Origin of the sequence: Streptomyces sp. BK208, assembly GCF_004364245.1 — a bacterium.
GTDB lineage: Bacteria > Actinomycetota > Actinomycetes > Streptomycetales > Streptomycetaceae > Streptomyces.
Genome location: NZ_SOAV01000002.1, coordinates 269,588 through 292,629, shown reverse-complemented (window position 1 = coordinate 292,629; position 23,042 = coordinate 269,588). Strand labels below are relative to the sequence as shown.

General features: G+C 70.9%; 20 protein-coding genes and 1 tRNA gene. 17 read left to right on the top strand and 4 right to left on the bottom strand.

Translation table 11 applies throughout. The features are described 5' to 3' along the window. The first annotated feature begins 5 nt into the window (after positions 1-5). The 7 genes from EV562_RS05930 to EV562_RS05900 all read left to right on the top strand — a co-directional run bounded on the left by EV562_RS05930 (position 6) and on the right by EV562_RS05900 (position 8,460). Positions 6-1,166 carry an acyl-CoA dehydrogenase family protein gene (locus tag EV562_RS05930; RefSeq protein ID WP_133885602.1) on the top strand — a complete coding sequence of 387 codons (1,161 nt, stop codon included), beginning with the start codon at positions 6-8 and terminating at the stop codon, positions 1,164-1,166. Between the two features lie 126 nt (positions 1,167-1,292). Continuing rightward, a complete protein-coding gene (gene desE / locus EV562_RS05925) occupies positions 1,293-2,342 on the top strand; it encodes a siderophore-binding protein DesE (protein WP_133885601.1) in 1,050 nt (349 codons plus the stop codon). Between the two features lie 38 nt (positions 2,343-2,380). Beyond that, positions 2,381-3,250 carry a siderophore-interacting protein gene (locus EV562_RS05920; RefSeq protein WP_133885600.1) on the top strand — a complete coding sequence of 290 codons (870 nt, stop codon included), beginning with the start codon at positions 2,381-2,383 and terminating at the stop codon, positions 3,248-3,250. Between the two features lie 153 nt (positions 3,251-3,403). Next, on the top strand, positions 3,404-4,846 hold the full coding sequence (gene desA, locus EV562_RS05915) for a lysine decarboxylase DesA (protein WP_133885599.1): 1,443 nt from the start codon (positions 3,404-3,406) through the stop codon (positions 4,844-4,846). Then, on the top strand, positions 4,830-6,110 hold the full coding sequence (locus tag EV562_RS05910) for a lysine N(6)-hydroxylase/L-ornithine N(5)-oxygenase family protein (protein WP_133885598.1): 1,281 nt from the start codon (positions 4,830-4,832) through the stop codon (positions 6,108-6,110). The genes desA and EV562_RS05910 overlap by 17 nt, the downstream gene beginning before the upstream one ends. Continuing rightward, the gene (locus EV562_RS05905; RefSeq protein WP_133885597.1) at positions 6,107-6,694 is read left to right on the top strand and encodes a GNAT family N-acetyltransferase; all 588 of its coding nucleotides are present in this window, start codon (positions 6,107-6,109) and stop codon (positions 6,692-6,694) included. The genes EV562_RS05910 and EV562_RS05905 overlap by 4 nt, the downstream gene beginning before the upstream one ends. Continuing rightward, positions 6,691-8,460 carry an IucA/IucC family siderophore biosynthesis protein gene (locus EV562_RS05900; RefSeq protein ID WP_133885596.1) on the top strand — a complete coding sequence of 590 codons (1,770 nt, stop codon included), beginning with the start codon at positions 6,691-6,693 and terminating at the stop codon, positions 8,458-8,460. Before EV562_RS05905 ends, EV562_RS05900 begins: the two co-directional genes overlap by 4 nt. 112 nt (positions 8,461-8,572) lie before the next feature. Here EV562_RS05900 and EV562_RS05895 read toward each other — a convergent pair whose 3' ends face one another. After that, complete coding sequence (locus EV562_RS05895; protein ID WP_133885595.1) at positions 8,573-10,180, bottom strand: beta-N-acetylhexosaminidase; 1,608 nt, start codon at positions 10,178-10,180, stop codon at positions 8,573-8,575. 122 nt (positions 10,181-10,302) lie between these two features. On the opposite strand from EV562_RS05895, the gene EV562_RS05890 reads away from it, so the two are divergent. Then, positions 10,303-11,244 carry a DUF4429 domain-containing protein gene (locus EV562_RS05890; protein WP_133885594.1) on the top strand — a complete coding sequence of 314 codons (942 nt, stop codon included), beginning with the start codon at positions 10,303-10,305 and terminating at the stop codon, positions 11,242-11,244. Positions 11,245-11,253: 9 nt separating this feature from the next. On the opposite strand, the gene EV562_RS05885 is transcribed toward EV562_RS05890, so the two are convergent. Continuing rightward, positions 11,254-12,816 (bottom strand): metallophosphoesterase family protein, encoded by a 1,563-nt coding sequence (locus EV562_RS05885; RefSeq protein ID WP_208298315.1) that lies wholly within the window; start codon positions 12,814-12,816, stop codon positions 11,254-11,256. Between the two features lie 165 nt (positions 12,817-12,981). Here EV562_RS05885 and EV562_RS05880 point away from each other — a divergent pair, with 165 nt between their 5' ends. Together EV562_RS05880 and glmS are read left to right on the top strand one after the other, a co-directional pair. Further along, positions 12,982-13,239: a hypothetical protein gene (locus EV562_RS05880; RefSeq protein ID WP_004987724.1), complete on the top strand. Its 258-nt coding sequence runs from the start codon at positions 12,982-12,984 to the stop codon at positions 13,237-13,239. A gap of 50 nt (positions 13,240-13,289) precedes the next feature. Next, positions 13,290-15,107 carry a glutamine--fructose-6-phosphate transaminase (isomerizing) gene (glmS, locus tag EV562_RS05875; RefSeq protein WP_133885592.1) on the top strand — a complete coding sequence of 606 codons (1,818 nt, stop codon included), beginning with the start codon at positions 13,290-13,292 and terminating at the stop codon, positions 15,105-15,107. 93 nt (positions 15,108-15,200) lie between these two features. On the opposite strand, the gene EV562_RS05870 is transcribed toward glmS, so the two are convergent. After that, positions 15,201-15,728 (bottom strand): universal stress protein, encoded by a 528-nt coding sequence (locus EV562_RS05870; protein WP_133885591.1) that lies wholly within the window; start codon positions 15,726-15,728, stop codon positions 15,201-15,203. A 296-nt stretch (positions 15,729-16,024) separates the two neighbouring features. Between EV562_RS05870 and EV562_RS35005 the strand changes: the two genes are divergently transcribed. The 7 genes from EV562_RS35005 to EV562_RS35000 all read left to right on the top strand — a co-directional run bounded on the left by EV562_RS35005 (position 16,025) and on the right by EV562_RS35000 (position 21,534). Continuing rightward, positions 16,025-16,303, top strand: a complete 279-nt coding sequence (locus EV562_RS35005) for a hypothetical protein (RefSeq protein ID WP_166661609.1) — start codon at positions 16,025-16,027, stop codon at positions 16,301-16,303. Between the two features lie 386 nt (positions 16,304-16,689). Continuing rightward, positions 16,690-17,880, top strand: a complete 1,191-nt coding sequence (locus EV562_RS05860) for a helix-turn-helix domain-containing protein (RefSeq protein WP_133885590.1) — start codon at positions 16,690-16,692, stop codon at positions 17,878-17,880. A 324-nt stretch (positions 17,881-18,204) separates the two neighbouring features. Next, entirely contained in the window at positions 18,205-18,828 is a 624-nt protein-coding gene (gene orn, locus EV562_RS05855; RefSeq protein ID WP_133885589.1) for an oligoribonuclease, read from the top strand. A 122-nt stretch (positions 18,829-18,950) separates the two neighbouring features. After that, positions 18,951-19,023, top strand: a tRNA-His gene (locus EV562_RS05850). A 615-nt stretch (positions 19,024-19,638) separates the two neighbouring features. Continuing rightward, positions 19,639-20,238: a hypothetical protein gene (locus EV562_RS05840; RefSeq protein WP_133885587.1), complete on the top strand. Its 600-nt coding sequence runs from the start codon at positions 19,639-19,641 to the stop codon at positions 20,236-20,238. A gap of 6 nt (positions 20,239-20,244) precedes the next feature. After that, positions 20,245-21,345 carry a hypothetical protein gene (locus EV562_RS05835; protein WP_133885586.1) on the top strand — a complete coding sequence of 367 codons (1,101 nt, stop codon included), beginning with the start codon at positions 20,245-20,247 and terminating at the stop codon, positions 21,343-21,345. Positions 21,346-21,378: 33 nt separating this feature from the next. Further along, positions 21,379-21,534 (top strand): hypothetical protein, encoded by a 156-nt coding sequence (locus tag EV562_RS35000; RefSeq protein WP_166661608.1) that lies wholly within the window; start codon positions 21,379-21,381, stop codon positions 21,532-21,534. A 273-nt stretch (positions 21,535-21,807) separates the two neighbouring features. Here EV562_RS35000 and EV562_RS05830 read toward each other — a convergent pair whose 3' ends face one another. After that, entirely contained in the window at positions 21,808-22,863 is a 1,056-nt protein-coding gene (locus tag EV562_RS05830) for a LacI family DNA-binding transcriptional regulator (RefSeq protein WP_133885585.1), read from the bottom strand. Positions 22,864-23,042: the final 179 nt, after the last annotated feature.

Sequence of the window (23,042 nt, the reverse complement as noted above, 5' to 3'; positions counted from 1 at the left end):
CAGCCATGGACCACAAGCTCTCCCCCGAACTCGAGGAACTGCGCCGGACGGTGGAGGAGTTCGCCCACGACGTCGTCGCGCCCAAGATCGGCGACTTCTACGAGCGGCACGAGTTCCCGTACGAGATCGTCCGCGAGATGGGCCGCATGGGCCTGTTCGGGCTGCCCTTCCCCGAGGAGTACGGCGGCATGGGCGGCGACTACTTCGCCCTCGGTGTGGCGCTGGAGGAGCTGGCCCGGGTCGACTCGTCGGTGGCGATCACGCTGGAGGCGGGCGTCTCGCTGGGCGCGATGCCGCTGCACCTGTTCGGCACCGAGGAGCAGAAGCGCCAGTGGCTGCCCCGGCTGTGCTCCGGGGAGATCCTGGGCGCGTTCGGGCTGACCGAGCCGGACGGCGGCAGCGACGCGGGCGCGACGCGCACCACGGCCCGCCTGGACGAGGCGACGAACGAATGGGTCATCAACGGCACCAAGTGCTTCATCACCAACTCGGGGACGGACATCACGTGCCTGGTGACGGTCACGGCGGTCACCGGCCGCAAGCCCGACGGCCGGCCGCTGATCTCGTCGATCATCGTCCCGTCGGGCACCCCGGGCTTCACGGTGGCCGCCCCGTACTCGAAGGTCGGCTGGAACGCGTCGGACACCCGTGAGCTGGCCTTCGCCGACGTGCGGGTCCCGGCGGCGAACCTGCTGGGCGAGCAGGGGCGCGGCTACGCGCAGTTCCTGCGCATCCTGGACGAGGGCCGGGTGGCGATCGCCGCGCTGGGCACGGGGCTCGCGCAGGGCTGCGTGGACGAGTCGGTCGCCTATGCGAAGGAACGTCACGCCTTCGGCCGGCCCATCGGCGCCAACCAGGCCATCCAGTTCAAGATCGCCGACATGGAGATGAAGGCCCACACGGCGCGTCTGGCCTGGCGGGACGCGGCCTCGCGGCTGGTGGCGGGCGAGCCGTTCAAGAAGGAGGCGGCGGTGGCGAAGCTGTACTCGTCGACGGTCGCGGTGGACAACGCCCGGGACGCCACGCAGATCCACGGCGGGTACGGCTTCATGAACGAGTACCCGGTGGCCCGCATGTGGCGGGACGCGAAGATCCTGGAGATCGGCGAGGGCACCAGCGAGGTGCAGCGGATGCTGATCGCCCGGGAGCTGGGGCTGGCGGGCTGAGGACGTGACGCCGGGGGCGGGGCCGCACCGGCCCCACCCCTGGACAAGATCTGAGGTTAGGCTAACCTACCTTCGAATTGTCCCGCGGGGCAGGACGCCCCGCACCGTTCGAAGGCAGCCACCACCATGTCCCACGCCAGTGCCACCCACCCGACCCGCCGCGGAATCCTCGCCGCCGGCGGCGCCCTCGGCCTCGGTGCCGTGCTCGCGGCCTGCGGCGACGACGACGGCAAGAGCGGTGGCCCGGGCGACGGGTCGGGCGGCGCCGCCAAGTCCGGTCCCTGGTCCTTCAAGGACGACCGCGGCACCACCGTGAAGCTGGACGCGGTGCCGACGGGCATCGTCGCCTTCACCGGCGTCGCCGCCGCGCTCTTCGACTACGGCGTCCAGGTCAAGGGCGTCTTCGGCCCGACCACCACGAAGGACGGCAAGCCCGACGTGCAGGCCGGCGACCTCGACGTGGACAAGGTCACCGTCCTCGGCAACGAGTGGGGCAAGCTCAACGTCGAGAAGTACGCCTCCCTCGCCCCCGAGGTGCTCATCACCACGACGTTCGACACCGCCGGCACCCTGTGGTCCGTCCCGGAGGAGTCGAAGGACAAGATCGCCAAGCTCGCCCCGAGCGTCGCGATCTCGGTCTTCGACCGCCAGCTCACCCAGCCGCTCCAGCGCATGTGGGAGCTGGCCGAGTCGCTCGGCGCGGACATGAGGGCCAAGAAGGTCACCGACGCCAAGGCGGCCTTCGACAAGGCCGCCGCCCGGCTGCGCGCGGCCGCCAAGGCCCGGCCCGAGATCCGGGTGCTGGCCGGCTCCGCGAGCCCCGACCTCTTCTACGTCTCCGGCACCAACCTCTCGGTGGACCTGGAGTACTTCAAGGCCCTCGGCGTGAACTTCGTGGAGCCCTCCGAGGACGCCAAGAAGGCGACCGGCGGCTGGTTCGAGTCCCTGAGCTGGGAGAACGTCGACAAGTACCCGGCCGACGTGATCATCATGGACGACCGCGCCTCGACCATCCAGCCCGCGGACATCACCGAGGGCACCTGGAAGAAGCTCCCCGCGGTCAAGGCCGGCCAGGTGATCGCCCGCTCCCCCGAGCCGATCCTGTCCTACGACAAGTGCACGCCCCTGCTGGACAACCTGGCCGAGGCGATCGAGAACGCCAAGAAGGTCGGCTGACCCCTTCCTCCCGCGCCCCGACTTCCCCGGAGCACCCCATGACGACGGCCGTCGCCGCCCCGTTCCGCTTCTTCTCCCTCCAGGTCGCACGGACGAGGCGGCTCGGCCCGTCCCTGGCCCGGGTCACCTTCGCGGGAGGCGACCTGCACGCCTTCCACTCCGACGGCCTCGACCAGTCGCTGTCGCTGTTCCTGCCGCACCCGGGGCAGGCGGAGCCCGCGGTGCCGGTCGAGCTGGGCGAAGGTTGGTGGCAGGGGTGGCGTGAACTGCCCGAGGACGTACGGGCGGTGATGCGCTCGTACACGCTGCGGGCGCTGCGCCGGGACGGCGACGGGCAGACCGTCGAGATCGACATCGACTTCGTCCTGCACGGGGTCGGACCGGCGGGGTCCGGTGCGGGCCCCGCGCCCGGCCCCGCCGCCCGCTGGGCCGCCGGCGCCGCCCCCGGCGACCGCGTGCTGCTGCTCGGCCCGGCGGTCGCCGACAACCGGGCGATCCGCTTCCGGCCGCCCCAGGACACCGACCTGGTGGTGATCTGGGGCGACGAGACCGCCGTGCCGGCCGCCTGCGCGGTCGTGGAGTCGCTGCCGGCCGGCACCCGGGCCCGGGTCTGGCTGGAGGTACCGCACGCCGAGGACGTACAGGACCTGCGGACGGCCGCGGACGCCGAGATCACCTGGCTGGTCAGGGACGGGGCCGCGGGGCCCGAGGCGGCCCTCGCCGCCCTCCGCGGCGCCCGGTTGCCGCACGCCGAGCGCCCCTACGTCTGGATCGCGGGCGAGTCCGGGAGCGTCAAGCGACTGCGGCGGCACTTCGTGGGCGAGCGCGGCATCGACCGCCGGCGCGTCACCTTCGTCGGGTACTGGCGACGGGGCCTGACGGAGGAACAACTCCGCGAGCAGGGCTGACGCCACACGGGAGGCGACAGTGACGGCGGTCACGCACCGGCATGCGCATGGGCATCATGAGTTAGGTTAGGCTAACCTAAGTTCGATCACGGGTTCCGTCCCGCCCTCACTCCCGTCCCCTCTCGGCCCGTCCCCAAACCGGAGGACCCCCACATGCGTTCGCACCTGCTCAACGACACCAACGCGGAGCAGTACCGCCGCTCCGTGATCGAAGGAGTCGAGCGGGTGGCCGCCAAGATCGCCACCACCGACCGCCCCTTCACCGGTGTCACGGTCGACGCCCTCTCCCCCCGCATCGACGAGATCGACCTCGACCGGCCCCTGCACGACACGGCCGCGGTCCTCGACGAGCTGGAGGACGTCTACCTCCGCGACGCCGTCTACTTCCACCACCCGCGCTACCTCGCCCACCTCAACTGCCCCGTCGTCATACCTGCGGTGCTCGGCGAGGCGGTGCTGTCCGCCGTCAACTCCTCCCTGGACACCTGGGACCAGTCGGCCGGCGGCACGCTCATCGAGCGGAGACTGATCGACTGGACCACGGCGCGGATCGGCCTGGGCCCGGCCGCCGACGGCGTGTTCACCTCCGGCGGCACCCAGTCCAACCTCCAGGCGCTGCTGCTCGCCCGCGAGGAGGCGAAGGCCGAGAGCCTCGCCGACCTGCGCATCTTCGCCTCCGAGGTCAGCCACTTCAGCGTGAAGAAATCGGCGAAGCTGCTCGGCCTGGGACCCGACGCCGTCGTGTCGGTCCCCGTCGGCCACGACAAGCGCATGCAGACCGTCGCCCTCGCCCGGGAGCTGGAGCGCTGCGCGCGCGAGGGCCTGGTCCCCATGGCCGTCGTCGCCACCGCCGGCACCACCGACTTCGGCTCCATCGACCCGCTGCCCGAGATCGCCGGGCTGTGCGAGCAGTACGGCGTGTGGATGCACGTGGACGCGGCCTACGGCTGCGGGCTGCTGGCCTCCCTGAAGTACCGGGACCGGGCCGCCGGCATCGAGCGGGCCGACTCCGTCACGGTGGACTACCACAAGTCCTTCTTCCAGCCGGTGAGTTCGTCGGCCGTGCTGGTCCGCGACGCGGCCACCCTGCGGCACGCCACCTACCACGCCGAGTACCTCAACCCGCGCCGCATGGTGCAGGAACGTATCCCCAACCAGGTGGACAAGTCCCTGCAGACCACCCGCCGCTTCGACGCGCTCAAGCTGTGGATGACCCTGCGCGTGATGGGCGCCGACGGTATCGGCGAGCTCTTCGACGAGGTCTGCGACCTGGCCTCCGAGGGCTGGAGACTGCTCGCCGCCGACCCGCGCTTCGACGTGGTCGTCGAACCGTCGCTCTCCACCCTGGTCTTCCGCTACATCCCGGCGGCCGTCACCGACCCCGCCGAGATCGACCGCGCCAACCTCTACGCCCGCAAGGCGCTGTTCGCCTCCGGCGACGCCGTGGTCGCGGGCACCAAGGTGGCCGGCCGCCACTACCTGAAGTTCACCCTGCTCAACCCCGAGACGACCACGGCCGACATCGCCGCCGTCCTCGACCTGATCGCCGGCCACGCCGAGCAGTACCTGGGAGACTCCCTTGACCGCGCTTCCTGAAGCCAGCGCCCCGTACGACTTCGTCGGGATCGGCCTCGGCCCCTTCAACCTCGGCCTGGCCTGCCTCACCGAGCCCATCGCCGAGCTGAACGGCGTCTTCCTGGAGTCCAAGCCGGACTTCGAGTGGCACGCCGGCATGTTCCTGGAGGGCGCGCACCTGCAGACCCCGTTCATGTCGGACCTGGTCACGCTCGCCGACCCGACCTCGCCGTACTCCTTCCTCAACTACCTGAAGGAGCAGGGCAGGCTCTACTCGTTCTACATCCGGGAGAACTTCTACCCGCTGCGCGTCGAGTACGACGACTACTGCCGCTGGGCCGCCCGCAAGCTGAGCAGCGTCCGCTTCTCCACCACGGTCACCGAGGTGACGTACGACGAGCGGGAGGAGCTGTACGCCGTCGCCACCACCTCCGGCGACACCTACCGCGCCCGCCGTCTCGTCCTCGGCACCGGCACCCCGCCGCACATCCCGGACGCCTGCCGCGGCCTGGCCGGGGACTTCCTCCACAACTCCCGGTACGTCCAGCAGCGGGCGGAGCTGGTGAAGAAGAAGTCGATCACGCTGGTCGGCAGCGGCCAGTCCGCCGCCGAGATCTACCTGGACCTGCTGGGCGAGATCGACGTCCACGGCTACCGGCTCAACTGGGTCACCCGCTCCCCGCGCTTCTTCCCCCTCGAATACACCAAGCTCACCCTGGAGATGACCTCACCGGAGTACGTGGACTACTACCACGCGCTGCCCGAGGACACCCGCTACCGCCTCACGGCCGAGCAGAAGGGCCTGTTCAAGGGGATCGACGGCGACCTGATCAACGAGATCTTCGACCTGCTCTACCAGAAGAAGCTCGGCGGCCCCGTCCCCACCCGCCTGCTCACCAACTCGGCGCTGACCGAGGCCCGGTACGCGGACGGCACGTACACGCTCGGCTTCCGCCAGGAGGAGCAGGGCAGGGACTTCGAGATCGAGACCGAGGGCCTGGTCCTCGCCACCGGCTACCGGTACGCCGAGCCGGAGTTCCTCAAGCCCGTGCGCGACCGGCTGCGCTACGACTCCCGGGGCAACTTCGACATCGCCCGCAACTACGCCGTCGACGTCACCGGGGGCGGGGTGTTCCTGCAGAACGCGGGAGTCCACACGCACAGCATCACCAGCCCCGACCTGGGCATGGGTGCCTACCGCAACAGCTGCATCGTCCGGGAGCTGCTCGGCAGCGAGTACTACCCGGTCGAGAAGACGATCGCGTTCCAGGAGTTCAGCGCATGAGCACCACCAGCACCACCCGCACCATCCGCTCCGCCACCGGCCCGGGCGCCGCCCGCGTCGGCCACCTCACCCTGCGGCCCGTCGACCCGCTGAAGGACGCCGTACTGCTGCACAGCTGGCTCACCCACCCCAAGTCCGCGTTCTGGATGATGCAGGACGCCGCACTGGTGGACGTCGAGCGGGCGTACATGGAGCTGGCCGCCGACGAACACCAGCAGGCCCACCTCGGCCTGCACGACGGCGTGCCCGCCTTCCTGACGGAGCGCTACGACCCCGCCCACCGGGAGCTGGTCGGGCTGTACGAGCCCGAGCCGGGCGACGTCGGCATGCACTTCCTGGTCGCCCCCACCGACCGGCCCGTGCACGGCTTCACCCGCGCCGTGATCACCACCGTGATGGCCGAGCTGTTCGCCGACCCGGCGACCCGGCGGGTCGTCGTCGAACCGGACGTCGCCAACACCGCCGTCCACGCCCTGAACGCAGCCGTCGGATTCGTGCCCGAGCGCGAGATCCAGAAGCCGGAGAAGAAGGCGTTGCTGAGCTTCTGCACCCGCGAGCAGTTCGAGAAGGCGGTGTCCGCGTGAGCCTCGCCGACGCCGTCGCCCACCTCTCCCCCGAGCGCTGGGAGCAGGCCAACCGCCTCCTGATCCGCAAGGCGCTGGCCGAGTTCACGCACGAGCGGCTGCTGGCCCCCGAGCCGGACGGGGAGGGGTACGTCGTGCGCAGCGACGACGGCGAGACCGCCTACCGCTTCACCGCCACCGTCCGCGCCCTGGACCACTGGCAGGTGGACGCCGGCTCCGTGACCCGCCACCGCGACGGGGCCGAGCTGCCGCTCGCCGCGCTGGACTTCTTCGTCGAGCTGCGGCGGACGCTGGGCCTGAGCGACGAGATCCTGCCGGTCTACCTGGAGGAGATCTCCTCCACCCTCTCCGGCACCTGCTACAAGCTGACCAAGCCGAAGGTGACCTCCGCCGAGCTGGCCCGGGCCGGCTTCCAGGCCGTCGAGACCGGCATGACCGAGGGCCACCCGTGCTTCGTCGCCAACAACGGACGGCTCGGCTTCGGCATCCACGAGTACCTGTCGTACGCGCCCGAGACCGCGAGCCCCGTCCGGCTGGTGTGGCTGGCCGCGCACCGTTCGCGGGCCGCGTTCACGGCGGGCGTCGGCATCGAGTACGAGTCCTTCGTCCGGGACGAGCTGGGCGAGGGGACCGTCGACCGCTTCCACGGCGTGCTGCGCGAGCGCGGCCTGGACCCGGCGGACTACCTCCTCATCCCGGTCCACCCCTGGCAGTGGTGGAACAAGCTCACCGTCACCTTCGCCGCCGAGGTCGCCCGCGGGCACCTGGTGTGCCTGGGCGAGGGCGACGACGAGTACCTGGCCCAGCAGTCGATCCGCACCTTCTTCAACGCCTCGCATCCCGGGAAGCACTATGTGAAGACGGCCCTGTCCGTCCTCAACATGGGCTTCATGCGCGGCCTGTCGGCGGCGTACATGGAGGCGACCCCGGCCATCAACGACTGGCTCGCCCAGCTGATCGAGGGCGATCCGGTGCTGAAGGCCACGGGGCTGAGCATCATCCGGGAGCGGGCGGCCGTCGGCTACCGGCACCTGGAGTACGAGCAGGCCACCGACCGCTACTCGCCGTACCGCAAGATGCTGGCGGCGCTGTGGCGGGAGAGCCCCGTGCCCTCGCTCCAGGACGGCGAGACGCTCGCCACCATGGCCTCCCTGGTCCACGTCGACCATGAGGGCGCCTCCTTCGCGGGCGCGCTGATCGAGCGGTCCGGGCTCACCCCCACCGAGTGGCTGCGGCACTACCTGCGCGCCTACTACGTCCCGTTGCTGCACAGCTTCTACGCCTACGACCTGGTGTACATGCCGCACGGCGAGAACGTGATCCTCGTGCTGGAGGACGGCGTGGTGCGGCGGGCGATCTACAAGGACATCGCCGAGGAGATCGCGGTGATGGACCCGGACGCGGTGCTGCCGCCCGAGGTCTCCCGGATCGCGGTGGACGTCCCGGACGACAAGAAGCTGCTGTCGATCTTCACGGACGTCTTCGACTGCTTCTTCCGCTTCCTCGCCGCCAACCTCGCGGGCGAGTGCATCGTCACGGAGGACGCCTTCTGGGGGACGGTCGCGGAGGTCACCCGGGAGTACCAGGAGTCGGTGCCGGAACTGGCGGAGAAGTTCGAGCGGTTCGACATGTTCGCCCCCGAGTTCGCCCTGTCCTGCCTCAACCGGCTCCAGCTGCGCGACAACCGGCAGATGGTGGACCTGGCCGACCCGTCCGGCGCCCTCCAGCTGGTCGGGAACCTGAAGAACCCGCTCGCGGGCCGGTAGCGGCGGGTCCCGGCAGACGGGCGGGCACCCCGGAGACGGTCCTCCGGGGTGCCCGTCGTGCCGTCCGGACCGCGCGGTCCGGATCAGGTCCGTCCGGGGCAGCTCCCCCGGATCAGGTCCAGGGCACCTGCGGCGAGCGGTAGTAGTCGATCCCCGCCGCCTCCCAGTGCGGTGCCTGCGCGGCGAGCCGTACCTTGTAGGTGTCCCAGTCGTGCGTCGACGCCGGGGACCAGCCCAGTTCGGCGACGCCCGGCAGCCTCGGGAAGGCCATGAAGTCCAGCTGGTCCGGGTCGGACAGGGTCTCCGTCCACAGCGGGGCCTCCACCCCGCGGACCGCCTCGGCCGGGGCGCCCGGCAGGTAGGCGGCCGGGTCCCAGTCGTAGGACCGCTGCACCTCGACGTATCCGGCCCAGGACAGGCCCAGCGGGGTGTCCTTGGTGTACTTCATGTCCAGGTACGTCCGGTCGGCCGGGGAGAGGATCAGCCCGGTGCCGTTCCTGGCGGCCTCGGCGACCTCGGCCTTCTCCGCGGCGCTGGTGCGGTCCAGGCCCCAGTACTGGACGAGCGCGCCCTCGGCCGGTCCGGCGCCGGCCAGCTGGTGCCAGCCGACGACCGTCTTGCCGTACTTGGCGACGATCGGCTGCACCCGCTGCATGAACGTCACGTAGTCGGCGTGCGGGGTGGAGTGCGCCTCGTCGCCCCCGATGTGGAGGTAGCGGCCGGGGGTGAGCGCGGCGAGTTCACCGAGGACGTCGTCCACGAAGTCGTACGTGAGGTCCTTGCCGACGCACAGGGAGCTGAAGCCGACCTTGGTGCCGGTGTAGAGCGGGGGTGCCACGCCGTCGCAGTTCAGCTCGGCGTAGGAGGCGAGGGCGGCGTTGGTGTGCCCCGGCATGTCGATCTCGGGGATCACCTCCAGGTGGCGGGAGGCGGCGTAGCGGACGATCTCCGTGTAGTCCGCCTTGGTGTAGTAGCCGCCGGGTCCGCCGCCGACCTCGGTGGAGCCGCCGTAGGTCGCCAGGCGCGGCCAGGAGTCGATGGCGAGGCGCCAGCCCTGGTCGTCGCTGATGTGCAGGTGGAGCTTGTTGTACTTGTAGCGGGCGACGCGGTCGATGTAGCGCTTGACCTCGTCGACGTCGAAGAAGTGCCGGGAGACGTCGAGCATGGCGCTGCGCCAGGCGTAGCGCGGGGTGTCCTCGATGGTGCCGCCCGCGACCGGCCAGGGACCGGGCTGTGCGACGTCCTTCTCCACGGCCGCGGGCAGCAGCTGACGCAGGGTCTGGACCCCGTGGAAGAGCCCGGCGGCCTTGCGCGCGCTGATGGTGACGCCGGAGCGGCCGCTGTCGAGGCGGTAGCCCTCGTCGCCGTACGGGCCCTTGGTCAGGCGCAGTTGTATGCCGCCGTGGCCGTGGGTGGTGACGGGGAGCCGGTATCCGGTGGAGGGCCGCAGGAGGTCCGCGAGGTAGTCGCCGACGCGGCGGGCCTCGCGCGAGTCGTCGACACGGATGTGGGTGCCGCTGGTGATGCGGTACGGCGCGCCGCCGGGGCGGACCGAGGAGGGGGCCGGGATCACCTGGTCCAGAGGGGTGGGTCTGGGGGCCGTCTTGGGGCCGGGGGCGGCGCCGGTGGTCACGGCGCCGGCCGCCGCGACCAGCAGCAGCGATCCCAGCAGCCGGGTGATGCGGGGAGTCGTTCTGTGGTGCCGTCGATGAGGTCTCACGTGCGCTCCCTTCGCGAGGTGTGCGATCCGGGGTTCCTGGAGGGGGGTTACGGGGGTTGGAGGGGGGCCGGACCACTCTCCCGCACCATCACCGCTCGCGGACGCGATGAAACAATCCCCGCATGGCGGAAATCATCCAGAAGGACGGAACGTGGGTCTTCGACGGTGACGCCCTGCGGCTGACACCCGGTCGGGACAAGAACGTCGGCCTGCTCCGCCGGGAGCTGGGTGAACTGCTCGTGCCGCTCACGGCGTTGGCGGGCATATCGTTCGAGCAGGGGAAGAGGTCGGGGCGGCTGCGGCTCCGGCTGCGGGACGGGGCCGACCCCCTGCTGCACGCGGCGGGCGGCCGGCTGGCCGAGCCGCACGACCCGTACCGGCTGGTGGTGGAGCCCGACCGGTACGGCGTGGCCGAGTACTTCGTGGACGAGGTGCGCAACGCGCTGCTCCTCGACCAGGTCCCCGCCGGGCCGGTGGACGCCTATCTGCTGCCGGGGCCGCCGGTGCCGCTGTCGGTGTCGGCCGGGGACGGCGTGGCGAGCTTCGACGGGGAGCGGGTGCGCCTGGAGTGGAAGTGGCAGGCGGAGGAGGCCAAGTCGGCCGCCGGGCCGCGCGTGCTCCCCCTCGCCGACATCGTCGCCGTCGAGTGGCAGCCGACGGTCGGTCTGGACAACGGCCACCTCCGCTTCACCGTGCGGGCGGCGCCGGGCGAGGTGCCGCCGAAGTACGACCCCAACGCCGTGGAGCTGTGGGGTTTCAAGCGGGACCCGCTGATGGCGCTGGTGGCCGCGGCCGTACAGGCCCGTCTGCCGCACCCGGCCGCCCGTGCGGCCCTGGAGGAGGCCCGCACGGGAGAGGAGGCCCGCACGGGAGAGGAACGGTCCGTCGCGGCCGGCGGCCCCGGCGGCGCCGCGGCTCCCGCCGCCGTGCCCGCGCCGGCCGCCGAGGACGACCACGACGCGCTGCTGCGCAGGCTGCGGGAGCTGGGCGAGCTGCACCGCTCCGGGGTGCTGACAGACGAGGAGTTCGCCCTGGCGAAGCAGGCGGTGCTCAAGCGGATGTGACGGGCCGTCCTACCGGGCCCGGCGTGCCACCGTGAAGTGGTCGACGGTCTCGCCGGTCTCCGCGATGCCCCGCACCTTCAGGGTCGCCAGCCGCCCCCGCGAGGCGGGCGTCACGTCCACCCGCAGGAACGAGTAGTCGAGGTACCGCACCCGGGACCAGGCGACGTCCTCGCTCTGCCGCCCGCCGTCGACGCAGACGAAGGACGACACCGACTCGACGTCCTTCTCGTGACCCTCGTAGCTCTGCTCGGCGCTGAACGCGTACAGGCTCTTGCCCGCCGCGCCCGCGGTGACGTAGACGACGCCGTCCGTCTCGGGGTACGCGGTGCCGCCGATCGGCAGCTCCCGGGTGACCTCGCCGCCCTTGACGACGTCGGTGCGCTCGTAGACGTGGTTGTGCCCGTTGATCACCAGGTCGACGGTGTACTTCTCGAACAGCGGCACCCACTCGTCGCGGACGCCGCCCTCGGAGGCGTGCGCGGTGGAGGTGCAGTAGGCGCAGTGGTGGAAGAAGACGACGACGAAGTCGATGTCCTTCTCGGCCCGGTACTTCTTCAGCTGCCGCTCCAGCCAACGGGTCTGGGTGCCGCCGGAGATGCCCAGGTTCGCCGGGATCTCGAAGGAGATGTCGTTGGCGTCCAGCGAGATGACGGCGGTGTTGCCGTGCACGAAGGTGTAGACGCCCGGGAGGTTGTCGGCGTCGGGGCCGTTGTCGGGCAACTGCCAGCGGGCCTGCTCGCCACCGTAGCCGTTGGGCGAGTACCAGGCCTCCATGTCGTGGTTGCCGTACGACACCATCCACGGGATCTGCTTGGCGACCGACTCGGTCTGGTGCAGGAACTGGTCCCACACCCGCGAGTCGAAGCCGGTGTCGGAGGTCTTGCCCTGCCCGGCCGGGTCGCCGTAGGCGATGTCGCCTGCGTGCAGGTGGAAGGCCGGGTTCTGGGCGAGGATCAGGGCGTCGTTGGCGAGGCCGTGGTAGCTGACGCCCTGGTCGCCGAAGGCGGTGAAGGTGAACGGTTCGGATCGGGCCGGCGCGGTGGTGAAGGTGCCGAGGGTGCCGGCGAGGTGGGGCTCGGCCGGGTCGAACCCGGCGTGGCCGACCCCGTAGTAGTAGGTGCGGCCGGGCTTGAGACGGGTGAGCCTGGCGTGCAGGTAGTACTGGGTGTGGTCGCCGCTCGCGCCGACGCCGGCCGGGGTGTGCAGCGGGCGCGGTTCGGCGTCGATCCTGTGCGAGAGGTCCCACGGGTGGGCGCCGACGCGGATGAAGGGCTTCTTCACCGCGACCGGGACCTGCCAGGAGACGGTCATCTCGGTGCGCGGGTCGCCGCCGTAGGCGAGGTGGCGGCCGAAGGGGGCGACGAGCGCGCCGTCGACGGTGTCGGTGCCGCCCGGCCGCCGGCCGGGGGTGGCGGCCCGCGCGGTGGCGCCCGGCACGAACACGCCGCCCGCGACGGCACCGAGCGTGACCGCACCGCCCCTGATCATCGTGCGCCGCGAGAACCTGGCGCGCAGGTACTCGTGCTGCTCGGCCATGCTCATGCGGCCGGCCAGCGGCTCGGGAACGCCCATGCGAGGTATGTCCATGGCGTCTGAAACTCGTCTCCTCAGGCAACGAGATTCCGGACACCAGGTGGACAGGCCGCGAACAGCCCCTCATGAGAGTTTCAACAGCGATCTGCCCGAGATCGGGCAGGATTCTTGCGCAGCGACCTCTCGTACCCCAGGATCTACCGGGTGCACGACGAACTCGTTGATCATCTGACGCGGTCCACGCCCCTGAGCCGGGGCGAGGCACTGCGCGTGGTCCAGGACGTGCTCGCCTACTTCGACGAGACGACAGAGGAATACGTCCGTCGCCGCCACCGCGAGCTCCAGGCCCAGGGCCTGGTGAACGCGACGATCTTCGAACGGATCGAGGCGGACCTGAAATACCGGGCGGTCGCGCCGCCGGAGCTGTCGCTCCGTCAGCTGCGCCGCATCGTCTACGGCTGAGATGCCGCTACGGCCGAGAGGCCGAAGAGAGACACGAGGTTTACGTATACATGTGCGGAATCGTCGGATACATCGGCAAGCGTGACGTCGCTCCCCTGCTCCTGGAGGGTCTCCAGCGCCTGGAGTACCGCGGCTACGACTCGGCGGGCATCGTCGTCACCTCCCCGAAGACGACCGGCCTGAGGATGGTCAAGGCCAAGGGCCGCGTGCGCGACCTGGAGGCCAAGGTCCCGGCGCGCTTCAAGGGCACCACCGGCATCGCCCACACCCGCTGGGCCACCCACGGCGCTCCCTCCGACGTGAACGCCCACCCGCACATGTCGGCCGACAACAAGGTCGCCGTCGTGCACAACGGCATCATCGACAACGCCGCCGACCTGCGCCGCAAGCTGGAGGCGGACGGCGTCGAGTTCCTCTCCGAGACCGACACCGAGGTCCTCGTCCACCTGATCGCCCGTTCCGAGGCCGAGAAGCTGGAGGACAAGGTCCGCGAGACCCTGCGGGTCATCGAGGGCACGTACGGCATCGCCGTGATGCACGCCGACTTCCCCGAGCGCATCGTCGTCGCCCGCAACGGCTCGCCGGTCGTCCTCGGCATCGGCGAGAAGGAGATGTTCGTCGCCTCGGACATCGCCGCGCTGGTCGCCCACACCCGGCAGATAGTCACCCTCGACGACGGCGAGATGGCCACTCTCAAGGCCGACGACTTCCGCACGTACACCACCGAGGGCACCCGCACCACGTCCGAGCCCACCACCGTGGAGTGGGAGGCCGCCTCCTACGACATGGGCGGCCACGACACCTACATGCACAAGGAGATCCACGAGCAGGCCGAGGCCGTGGACCGCGTGCTGCGCGGCCGGATCGACGACCGCTTCTCCACCGTGCACCTGGGCGGCCTCAACCTGGACGCCCGCGACGCGCGCGCCGTGCGCCGCGTGAAGATCCTCGGCTGCGGCACCTCGTACCACGCGGGCCAGATCGGCGCCCAGATGATCGAGGAGCTGGCCCGCATCCCCGCGGACGCCGAGCCGGCCTCCGAGTTCCGCTACCGCAACGCGGTCGTCGATCCCGACACCCTGTACATCGCCGTCTCCCAGTCCGGTGAGACGTACGACGTGCTGGCCGCCGTGCAGGAGCTGAAGCGCAAGGGCGCCCGGGTCCTCGGCATCGTCAACGTGGTCGGTTCGGCGATCGCCCGCGAGGCCGACGGCGGCATGTACGTGCACGCCGGCCCCGAGGTGTGCGTGGTGTCCACCAAGTGCTTCACCAACACCTGCGTGGCCTTCGCGCTGCTCGCCCTGCACCTGGGCCGCACCCGCGACCTGTCCGTGCGCGACGGCAAGCGGATCATCGAGGGGCTGCGCAAGCTGCCCGCGCAGATCTCCGAGATGCTGGAGCAGGAGGAGGACATCAAGAAGCTGGCCGCGCAGTACGCCGACGCCCGCTCGATGCTCTTCATCGGCCGCGTCCGGGGCTACCCTGTCGCCCGCGAGGCCTCCCTGAAGCTCAAGGAGGTCTCCTACATCCACGCCGAGGCCTACCCGGCCTCCGAGCTGAAGCACGGTCCGCTCGCCCTGATCGAGCCCGCCCTGCCGACGGTCGCGATCGTGCCGGACGACGACCTGCTGGAGAAGAACCGCGCGGCCATGGAGGAGATCAAGGCCCGCAGCGGCCAGATCCTCGCCGTTGCCCACCAGGAGCAGGAGAAGGCCGACCACACCGTCGTCGTCCCGAAGAACGAGGACGAGCTCGACCCCATCCTCATGGGCATCCCGCTCCAGCTCCTCGCCTACCACACGGCCCTCGCCCTGGGCCGGGACATCGACAAGCCCCGCAACCTCGCCAAGTCGGTGACGGTGGAGTAGTCACGCGGCTCCCACCGCGACGGCCCTCGTGTGCGTCACCGCACGCGGGGGCCGTCCGCACCTGCGGACGCGCCGTCCGGAACGTCAGAAACGTCAGGGAATGACCACCACGGGACGCTTGGCCCGCTTGGCGAGCCGGCCCGCGACGGAGCCGAAGAGGCGGCCGACCAGCCCGTGGCTGGAGCCGACGACGATGGCGTCCGCCTCGTACTCCCGCCCCACCTCTTCGAGTTCGTGGCAGATGTCGCCGCCGCGCTCGACCAGGATCCAGGGGACTTCGGCGAGGTAGTCCGCGCACGCCAGCTCCAGACCGAGCACCTCGGTGCGGTGGTCGGGCACGTCGACGAAGACCGGGGGCTCGCACCCGGCCCACACCGTGGTGGGCAGCCGGTTGGCGACGTGCACGATGACCAGGCCGGAGCCCAGCCGGGACGCCATGCCGATGGCGTAGGCGAGGGCGCGCTCGCTGGAGGTGGAGCCGTCGAAGCCGACGACGACGCCGTGCTGAAAGGCTGGGTCGCACGACTTGCGTGGCTCTTCGGCCGCCAGGGGCTCGGCCGCCGTAGGTTCGGCGACGGGCCGCTTGCGGTCCGCGGGTTCGAAGAATTCGTGACCGGCCATGGCTGTCTCGGCGTTTTTATCCTCTATGGGGGACAACAGTGTGCGGCGGAGCTGTGTCCGGGAATGGTCTTCCCCACCCCATACCCCCAAGGGTACGGCGCCACGCCTCCTTCGCCCGGATCCCGCGGACGGTCCCCGCCGCGGGATTCACCGGAGCATGCCCGAGAGGGCGCCCGTAACGCAATGGTTGCTGCGCTGTACAGGCGGTTCGCACGGGATTCAACCGAGCGTGACCGGACGTGACCGAAGCGCCGCACGGCCGTTGATCTCCGTGCACGCCATCCCAGGGAGCACCCGTGTCCGGACCGCACCGCACCGCCGAGCCGACGTCCGGCGCACCCCACCGCGACGGCGTCACCGACCTGGTCCGCTGGGCGGCGTTCAGTTGCTTCCTCGTGCCCGTCGCGCTCCTCTGGTACGGCACCTCCTTCGCCGGCGCCGTCGGCACGGCCTGCGGACTGGCCGCCGTCACCGGCGCCTGCCGTCTGCTGCTGCGGCGTTCCGAGCGGGTCGCGGCCCGGCGGGGGACCCGCGGGGGCGGGCGGCACGCTGGGCAAAACACACCGGTCGGCTGACCGGTTTTTGCACACGGTTCCGCTTCTTTTCAGCCAACTTCCACGGGTGGCTCATCCCTGCCCCTCACCACCCCCAAACCCCCGTTCCACCTGCACGAACAGGGTCTCGGGACCCCTTCGCACCCTACGGGGATTGGCCACTGACACAAGGCGCACTTCACAGGGGCGCCCCAGAGTGCAACGCTTCGTGATCGACTGCTTCACGCCAAGTTGCCATGTCGACAATGTCCCAAGTGCCGAACCGGCCACCTCGGCGTGACGGGACACAGTAGATTCGATCTTGACCGTCTACGGCGGGGGACTCGTGCAGGACCGAGGGGAAACGTGTTGGAGCGACAGACCCGAAGGGTGAAGGGCGCCGCGACCACCGAGGGGGGCTTAGCGGTATGAGCCACGACTCCGCCACCGCGCCGGAAGCCGCGGCCCGGAAGCTTTCCGGGCGCCGCCGCAAGGAGATCGTCGCGGTGCTGCTGTTCAGCGGCGGTCCCATCTTCGAGAGTTCCATACCGCTGTCGGTGTTCGGGATCGACCGCCAGGACGCCGGCGTGCCGCGCTACCGACTGCTGGTGTGCGCCGGTGAGGAAGGCCCGCTGCGGACCACAGGGGGCCTGGAACTCACGGCGCCGCAAGGACTGGAGGCGATCTCGCGCGCGGGCACGGTCGTCGTGCCGGCCTGGCGGTCGATCACCTCGCCGCCGCCCGAGGAAGCGCTCGACGCGCTGCGCCGGGCGCACGAGGAGGGGGCCCGCATCGTCGGCCTGTGCACCGGCGCCTTCGTGCTGGCGGCGGCGGGCCTGCTCGACGGACGGCCCGCGACCACCCACTGGATGTACGCGCCGACGCTGGCCAAGCGCTATCCGTCGGTGCACGTCGACCCGCGCGAACTGTTCGTGGACGACGGCGACGTGCTGACGTCCGCGGGCACCGCGGCCGGGATCGACCTGTGCCTGCACATCGTGCGCACGGACCACGGCAACGAGGCGGCCGGTGCGCTGGCCCGCCGTCTGGTGGTCCCGCCGCGCCGCAGCGGCGGCCAGGAGCGCTACCTGGACAGGTCTTTACCGGAGGAGATCGGCGCCGACCCGCTCGCTGAGGTCGTCGCCTGGGCGCTGGAGCACCTCCACGAGCAGTTCGACGTGGAGACGCTGGCGGCGCGCGCCTACATGAGCCGCCGCACCTTCGACCGCCGGTTCCGCTCGCTGACGGGCAGCGCCCCGCTCCAGTGGCTCATCACCCAGCGGGTCCTCCAGGCGCAGCGTCTGCTGGAGACGTCGGACTACTCGGTGGACGAGGTCGCGGGCCGCTGCGGCTTCCGCTCCCCGGTGGCCCTGCGCGGCCACTTCCGCCGCCAGCTTGGCTCGTCCCCGGCCGCCTACCGGGCGGCCTACCGGGCCCGCCGTCCCCAGGGCGAGCGCCAGCCGGACCCGGATCCCGCGGGCGCCCCCCGCGCGCTGCCCCCGGCCGAACCCCCGGCCGCGCTCCCCCCGGAGAACGCGGTCCCGTTCCAGACCCGCCGCACGGCCACCCCGATGCCGGCGGGCGCGGCAAGCGTCCCGGGCCAGCGCAGCGCACCGTGAGGTGACACGGCCCTCGAAACGCCGGACGGGCCCCCGGCCCGTCCGGCGTCCACCATCGACGCCGGGCAGACCGATCCAGCCCGTCCGGCGTTCGAGGACGAGGCCCGTTCAGGGCCGAAGCGGGGCCTGGGGGCGGCAGCCCCCAGCGAGGCCGGCACCGACGCCGGGGGCCCGTGATGCCGGGCAGACCGTTCCAGCCCGTCCGGCGTTCGAGGACGAGGCCCGTTCAGGGCCGAAGCGGGGGCCTGGGGGCGGCAGCCCCCAGCGAGGCCCACCCGGACGCCGGGGACCTCAGGAACAGGCGCCCACCGTAAAGTGGCCCGCATGAACGATCGCATGGTGTGGATCGACTGCGAGATGACCGGCCTCTCGCTGTCCGACGACGCGCTCATCGAGGTTGCCGCCCTCGTCACCGACTCCGAGCTGAACATCCTCGGCGAAGGCGTCGACATCGTCATCCGCCCGCCGGAGCAGGCCCTGGAGACGATGCCGGAGGTGGTGCGCGAGATGCACACCGCGTCGGGACTCCTCGCGGAGCTGGACGGCGGCACGACCCTCGCGGACGCCGAGGCCCAGGTCCTGGCCTATGTGCGGGAGTACGTCAAGGAGCCGGGCAAGGCCCCCCTGTGCGGCAACTCCGTCGGCACCGACCGCGGCTTCCTGCTGCGCGACATGGCGGCGCTGGAGGGGTACCTCCACTACCGCATCGTCGACGTCTCGTCGATCAAGGAACTGGCCCGCCGCTGGTACCCGAGGGCGTACTTCAACAGCCCGGAGAAGAACGGCAACCACCGCGCGCTCGCCGACATCCGCGAGTCCATCGCCGAGCTGCGCTACTACCGCGAGGCGGTCTTCGTCCCGCAGCCCGGCCCCGACTCCGACACGGCCAAGGCGATCGCCGCGAAGCACGTCGTGTCCGCCGGTGAGGGGCACGGGTCCGCCGGTTAGGGCCGCGGGCCCTACGGGCGGCGGCGTCCGGAAAGCCGGGCGCGAGCACCCCTTCGGACCCTGTACACTTTTTCTCAGCCGGTCGGGAAACCCCGCCACGCGGGATTCGAGCACCGGCCTTGGTGGGTGTAGCTCAGCTGGTAGAGCACCTGGTTGTGGTCCAGGATGCCGCGGGTTCAAGTCCCGTCACTCACCCTGAATGATCAAGGGCTGACCTCGCAAAACGGGTCAGCCCTTGATCTCGTTCTGAGCCTTTGGGAACAGGTGCATGTGCGCTTCCTTGACCAGGAGCCGGACACACCACCGGTGATCCCGCTCGCCCCGGGACTGGATCCGTCCCGCCGGCAGTACCCGTGAACGACACCGCCGCCTTCCAGCCGCGGGAGGGAGCTGCTTCCCCTGGTGGCGTCAGTGCAGCGCTTCGATCGCGCGGAGGACCAGGGCGCGGGCGTCGGCGCCGTACACGGCCATCCCTTCCCGCGCTACTGCGCGCTCGCCTGCATCGGTGAGGCTCGCGGCAAGCTCGGGGCAACCCCGAGCCGCCGGTACGGCGGAGACGCCGGCCCGGGTTCGTAAGATCAGCGGAGACGAGCAGGCCGAATCAGTGCTGGTGACGGCGGTGAAACGGACCAGGAGGCGTCCGCGACAGTGTCGCGGACGGGCCTCTGGATTGCCGTCGAAGCCCCAGGGCTCCCTCCTTTGACTCACGATGCACGGTGGCGACGAGCCGTCCACGCTGCTCATTGCTTCACACCCGGAGTGTGCCAATCGGCGAACCAAATCGGCACGAGTCAAGTACGGTCATGGCGCATGGAGGCAGAAGAGGCTGAGCGAGTACTCCGAACGGTCAACGAGGCGGCTGGCCGCGCTCTCCACCAGGTGCTAGTCAAGACGCATTGGGCCCCAGCGTTTTGGTGGGAAACGCCGAACAGGGCCACCGATGCGCAGCGCGCCGCGTTGCAGGACCTGCTGGACGAGTTCGACGCCAGTGTGGAGAGCGTCCTGACCGCGTGCGCCGCGATGGTCTCCCACGAGCATGCCCATCTGGACACGGAAGCGAGGTCCGCCCTCGCCACGCTGCTCAAGATTCGCTCCGAGCCCGACAATGCAGGCAAGCTCCGTCTGCTGGCCGCCGTCAACCGGCAACTCGACCCGGTCATACGCAGACTCGACCCCCCTCAGCCTGAGCTTGGTTCTGCTCCAATTGGCTCGCGCCCGCCTGGCCCGGGGTTTTATCAACGTCAGCAGGCTCGTGCCGAGGCCGCTGCTGAGGAACAGCGCCGCGTCACAGCGCGACCAGGAGGGAACCCGGCGAATGGCGACTCCGTTCCCGGGACCGTCAGCCCTTACGACGATCTACGCGAACCGTGGTATCGCCGTCTGCTGGGCCGGAACCGGGGCCGACAGTAGGCCACGGTGACTGGGCTGGTCCAGAGCGCCCTCGGCGGCGGGCGCGCCTTGCTGGTCGGCTGGATACTGCCCAGCCTGATCAATGTGCTGATCTTCGGGTTCGTGGTGGTGCCGAAGCTCAGCAGTTTCACCTCGCTCGAGGCCGAGAAGGGGCAGGCCGCGATCTTCGGCCTGGTCGCCACCGCGGTCCTCGGCCTGGTCCTTGCCGCCCTGCAGACGCCGCTCTACCGCGTCCTCGAGGGATATCGCGGCTGGCCCCGGAGGCTTGCCCACGCACGGCGTCGACATCATCTGGCCCGCAAGCACCTGCTGCGCAACCGCGTGGACGCCCTGGCCCTGACAGAGCAGGAACGGGCAGGTCACCTGACCGCTACCGACGAGTCCGTGCTCGCCGCCTTCCGCGCCCACCCGATCATCAGCCGCTACCTGACTGCGGACATCCGCAAGGGCGATGCCTGGTTCGCGCTCCTCAATGAGCAGCTGCACCGATACCCCGTGGACGACCGGCAGGTCACCCCCACTCGGCTCGGCAACGCGATCCGACGGTTCGAGGAGTACGGCTATGACCGCTACCGACTCGACTCACAGGTGCTCTGGCACGAACTCAACGCCGTTGTCCCCGACATGGCACGCCAGCAGACCGACGAAGCCCGGATGAGCGTCGACTTCTTCGTCAGCTTGCTCTACGGGCACCTGCTCGTCGTTGCGGCTGCCATCGCCGACCTCGCTCTCGGCAACGCTGCGCGCCCCTGGCTGGTGGCCGCGACCATTGCGGTTCTGCCGCCGCTCACACTTCTTTGGTATCGCCTGGCGGTCGTGGCCACCGACGAATGGGCAGGCGCGGTTCGGGCCATGGTCAACCTTGGCCGACACCCCCTGGCCGCCGCGCTCGGACTCACGATTCCTGACGGAGTCGCGGAGGAGCGCACCATGTGGCACCTGGCCAGCGATCTCGTCCGCAGTGGCTTCCACCCGGGACAGACCGCGCTGGACTCCTACAGGACCGCCCTCGGGGAGTCGAGCGCCAGAGGCGAGCCGACGCCCACCCAGCCGGCACTGCCCACGGCGCGCCCGTCTCCAGCCGCAGACGACACATCGCCAAGTTAGGGCGGGCCATCTGGCGCATGACGGGCATCGCCCTTGCGCCTGCCGTTCCTGCTGATCACGCAGTCTCCGTTCGCGCTTGCAGTGATCGTGGTGGCGCAAATCATCCTGGACCGCCCCTCCGGAAAGGGACGGCCGCCCGTGCCGATGATCTGGGGCAGCCGTCCGTCAGCCGACGAGGTCGGCGGGTGAGACCTCGAGACCCAGGCGGTCCGGAGCAACGCGGACGGCTTCATGGCGCGGTTCACGTCCCGTCACTCACCCTGGTCCGTCGTCAGCCGGTGACCTCCGCGAGAAGGTCAACCTCTCACGGCATTACAGGGCATGAGGCCCCGATCCCGCCCGCGGCGGACCGTACCCCTGCCGCCACGCCGCGACCGGGGGCCCGCCGCCGGACCCCGCAGCGGTCACGGTCCTCGCCCGCCGCACCGCCCGCCGCGCGGGTCGGGCCGGACGGACGCCCCCCTACGACGACCTGCGCTCCACCAGCTCCGTCGCCAGGACCACCTGATGCCGTTCCAGACCGCGCGAGGCGGCCGGGCGGCGGTCGGCGATCTCGGTCAGGAGCAGGTCGATCATCGCCCGGCCCATCTCCTCGATGGGCTGGCGCACGCTGGTCAGAGGCGGCTCCATGTGACGGGCGATCGCCGAGTCGTCGTAGCCGACCAGGGCCACGTCGTCCGGGATGCGCCGGCCCGCCTCGCGCAGGACCTGGCCGGCGCCCGCCGCGGTGACGTCCGAGGCGGCGAAGACCGCGTCGACGTCGGGGCGGCGGCGCAGCAGCTCCGCCATCGCGCGGCGCCCGCCCTCCTCGGTGAAGTCGCCGGGCTCGATCAGTCCTTCGTCCACCTCGTGGCCCGCGTCCCGCAGGGCGTCGCGGTAGCCGTCGACGCGGCGCTGGGCGCCGTAGACGGCGAGGTGGCCGGTGATGTGGGCGATGCGGCCTCGGCCCCGGGACAGCAGGTGCTCGACGGCCGAGCGGGCGCCCCCGTAGTTGTCCGAGTCCACCGAGGCCAGCGGCTCCGTGGCCGAGCGGGGGCCGCTGATCACCGCGGGGATCTCCAGCTGGGTCAGCAGGTCGGGCAGCGGATCGTCGGCGTGCACCGAGACCAGCAGGACGCCGTCCACCCGGTGCGCCGCGAGGTACTGGGCGAGCCGCTCCCGCTCCCGGTCACTGCCCGCGAATATCAGCAGCAGCTGCATCTCGGTGTCGGACAGCTCGGAGCCGACGCCCTTGAGCATGTCCGAGAAGTAGGGCTCCGCGAAGAAGCGGGTCTCCGGCTCCGGCACCACCAGGGCGATCGCGTCCGTGCGGTTGGCCGCCAGGGCGCGGGCCGCCGTGTTCGGGACGTAGCCGAGCTCCTCGACCGCCGCCTCGACGGCGGCCCGGGTCGCGTCGCTGACCCTGGGCGAGCCGTTGATCACGCGGGAGACCGTGCCGCGGCCGACACCCGCGCGTGCCGCCACCTCTTCGAGGGTGGGCCGGCCACCGCTCCGCCCACGCACTCCGTGGCCTGCCATCGGCTCCGCCTCCCGTCGACACCCCCGCGCTCTGCGGCTGGCCTGGAATTTAACAGGCCGGTCGGGTGTAATGACCGACTCCGGCCCCTCTCCCGCCGTACGGGAGTGTCTCCGCGTCGCTCGTAGCGTCCAGTTAACAGGCCGATAACTGAACGCATTTCGTCGCGTCCGTTCCCTTG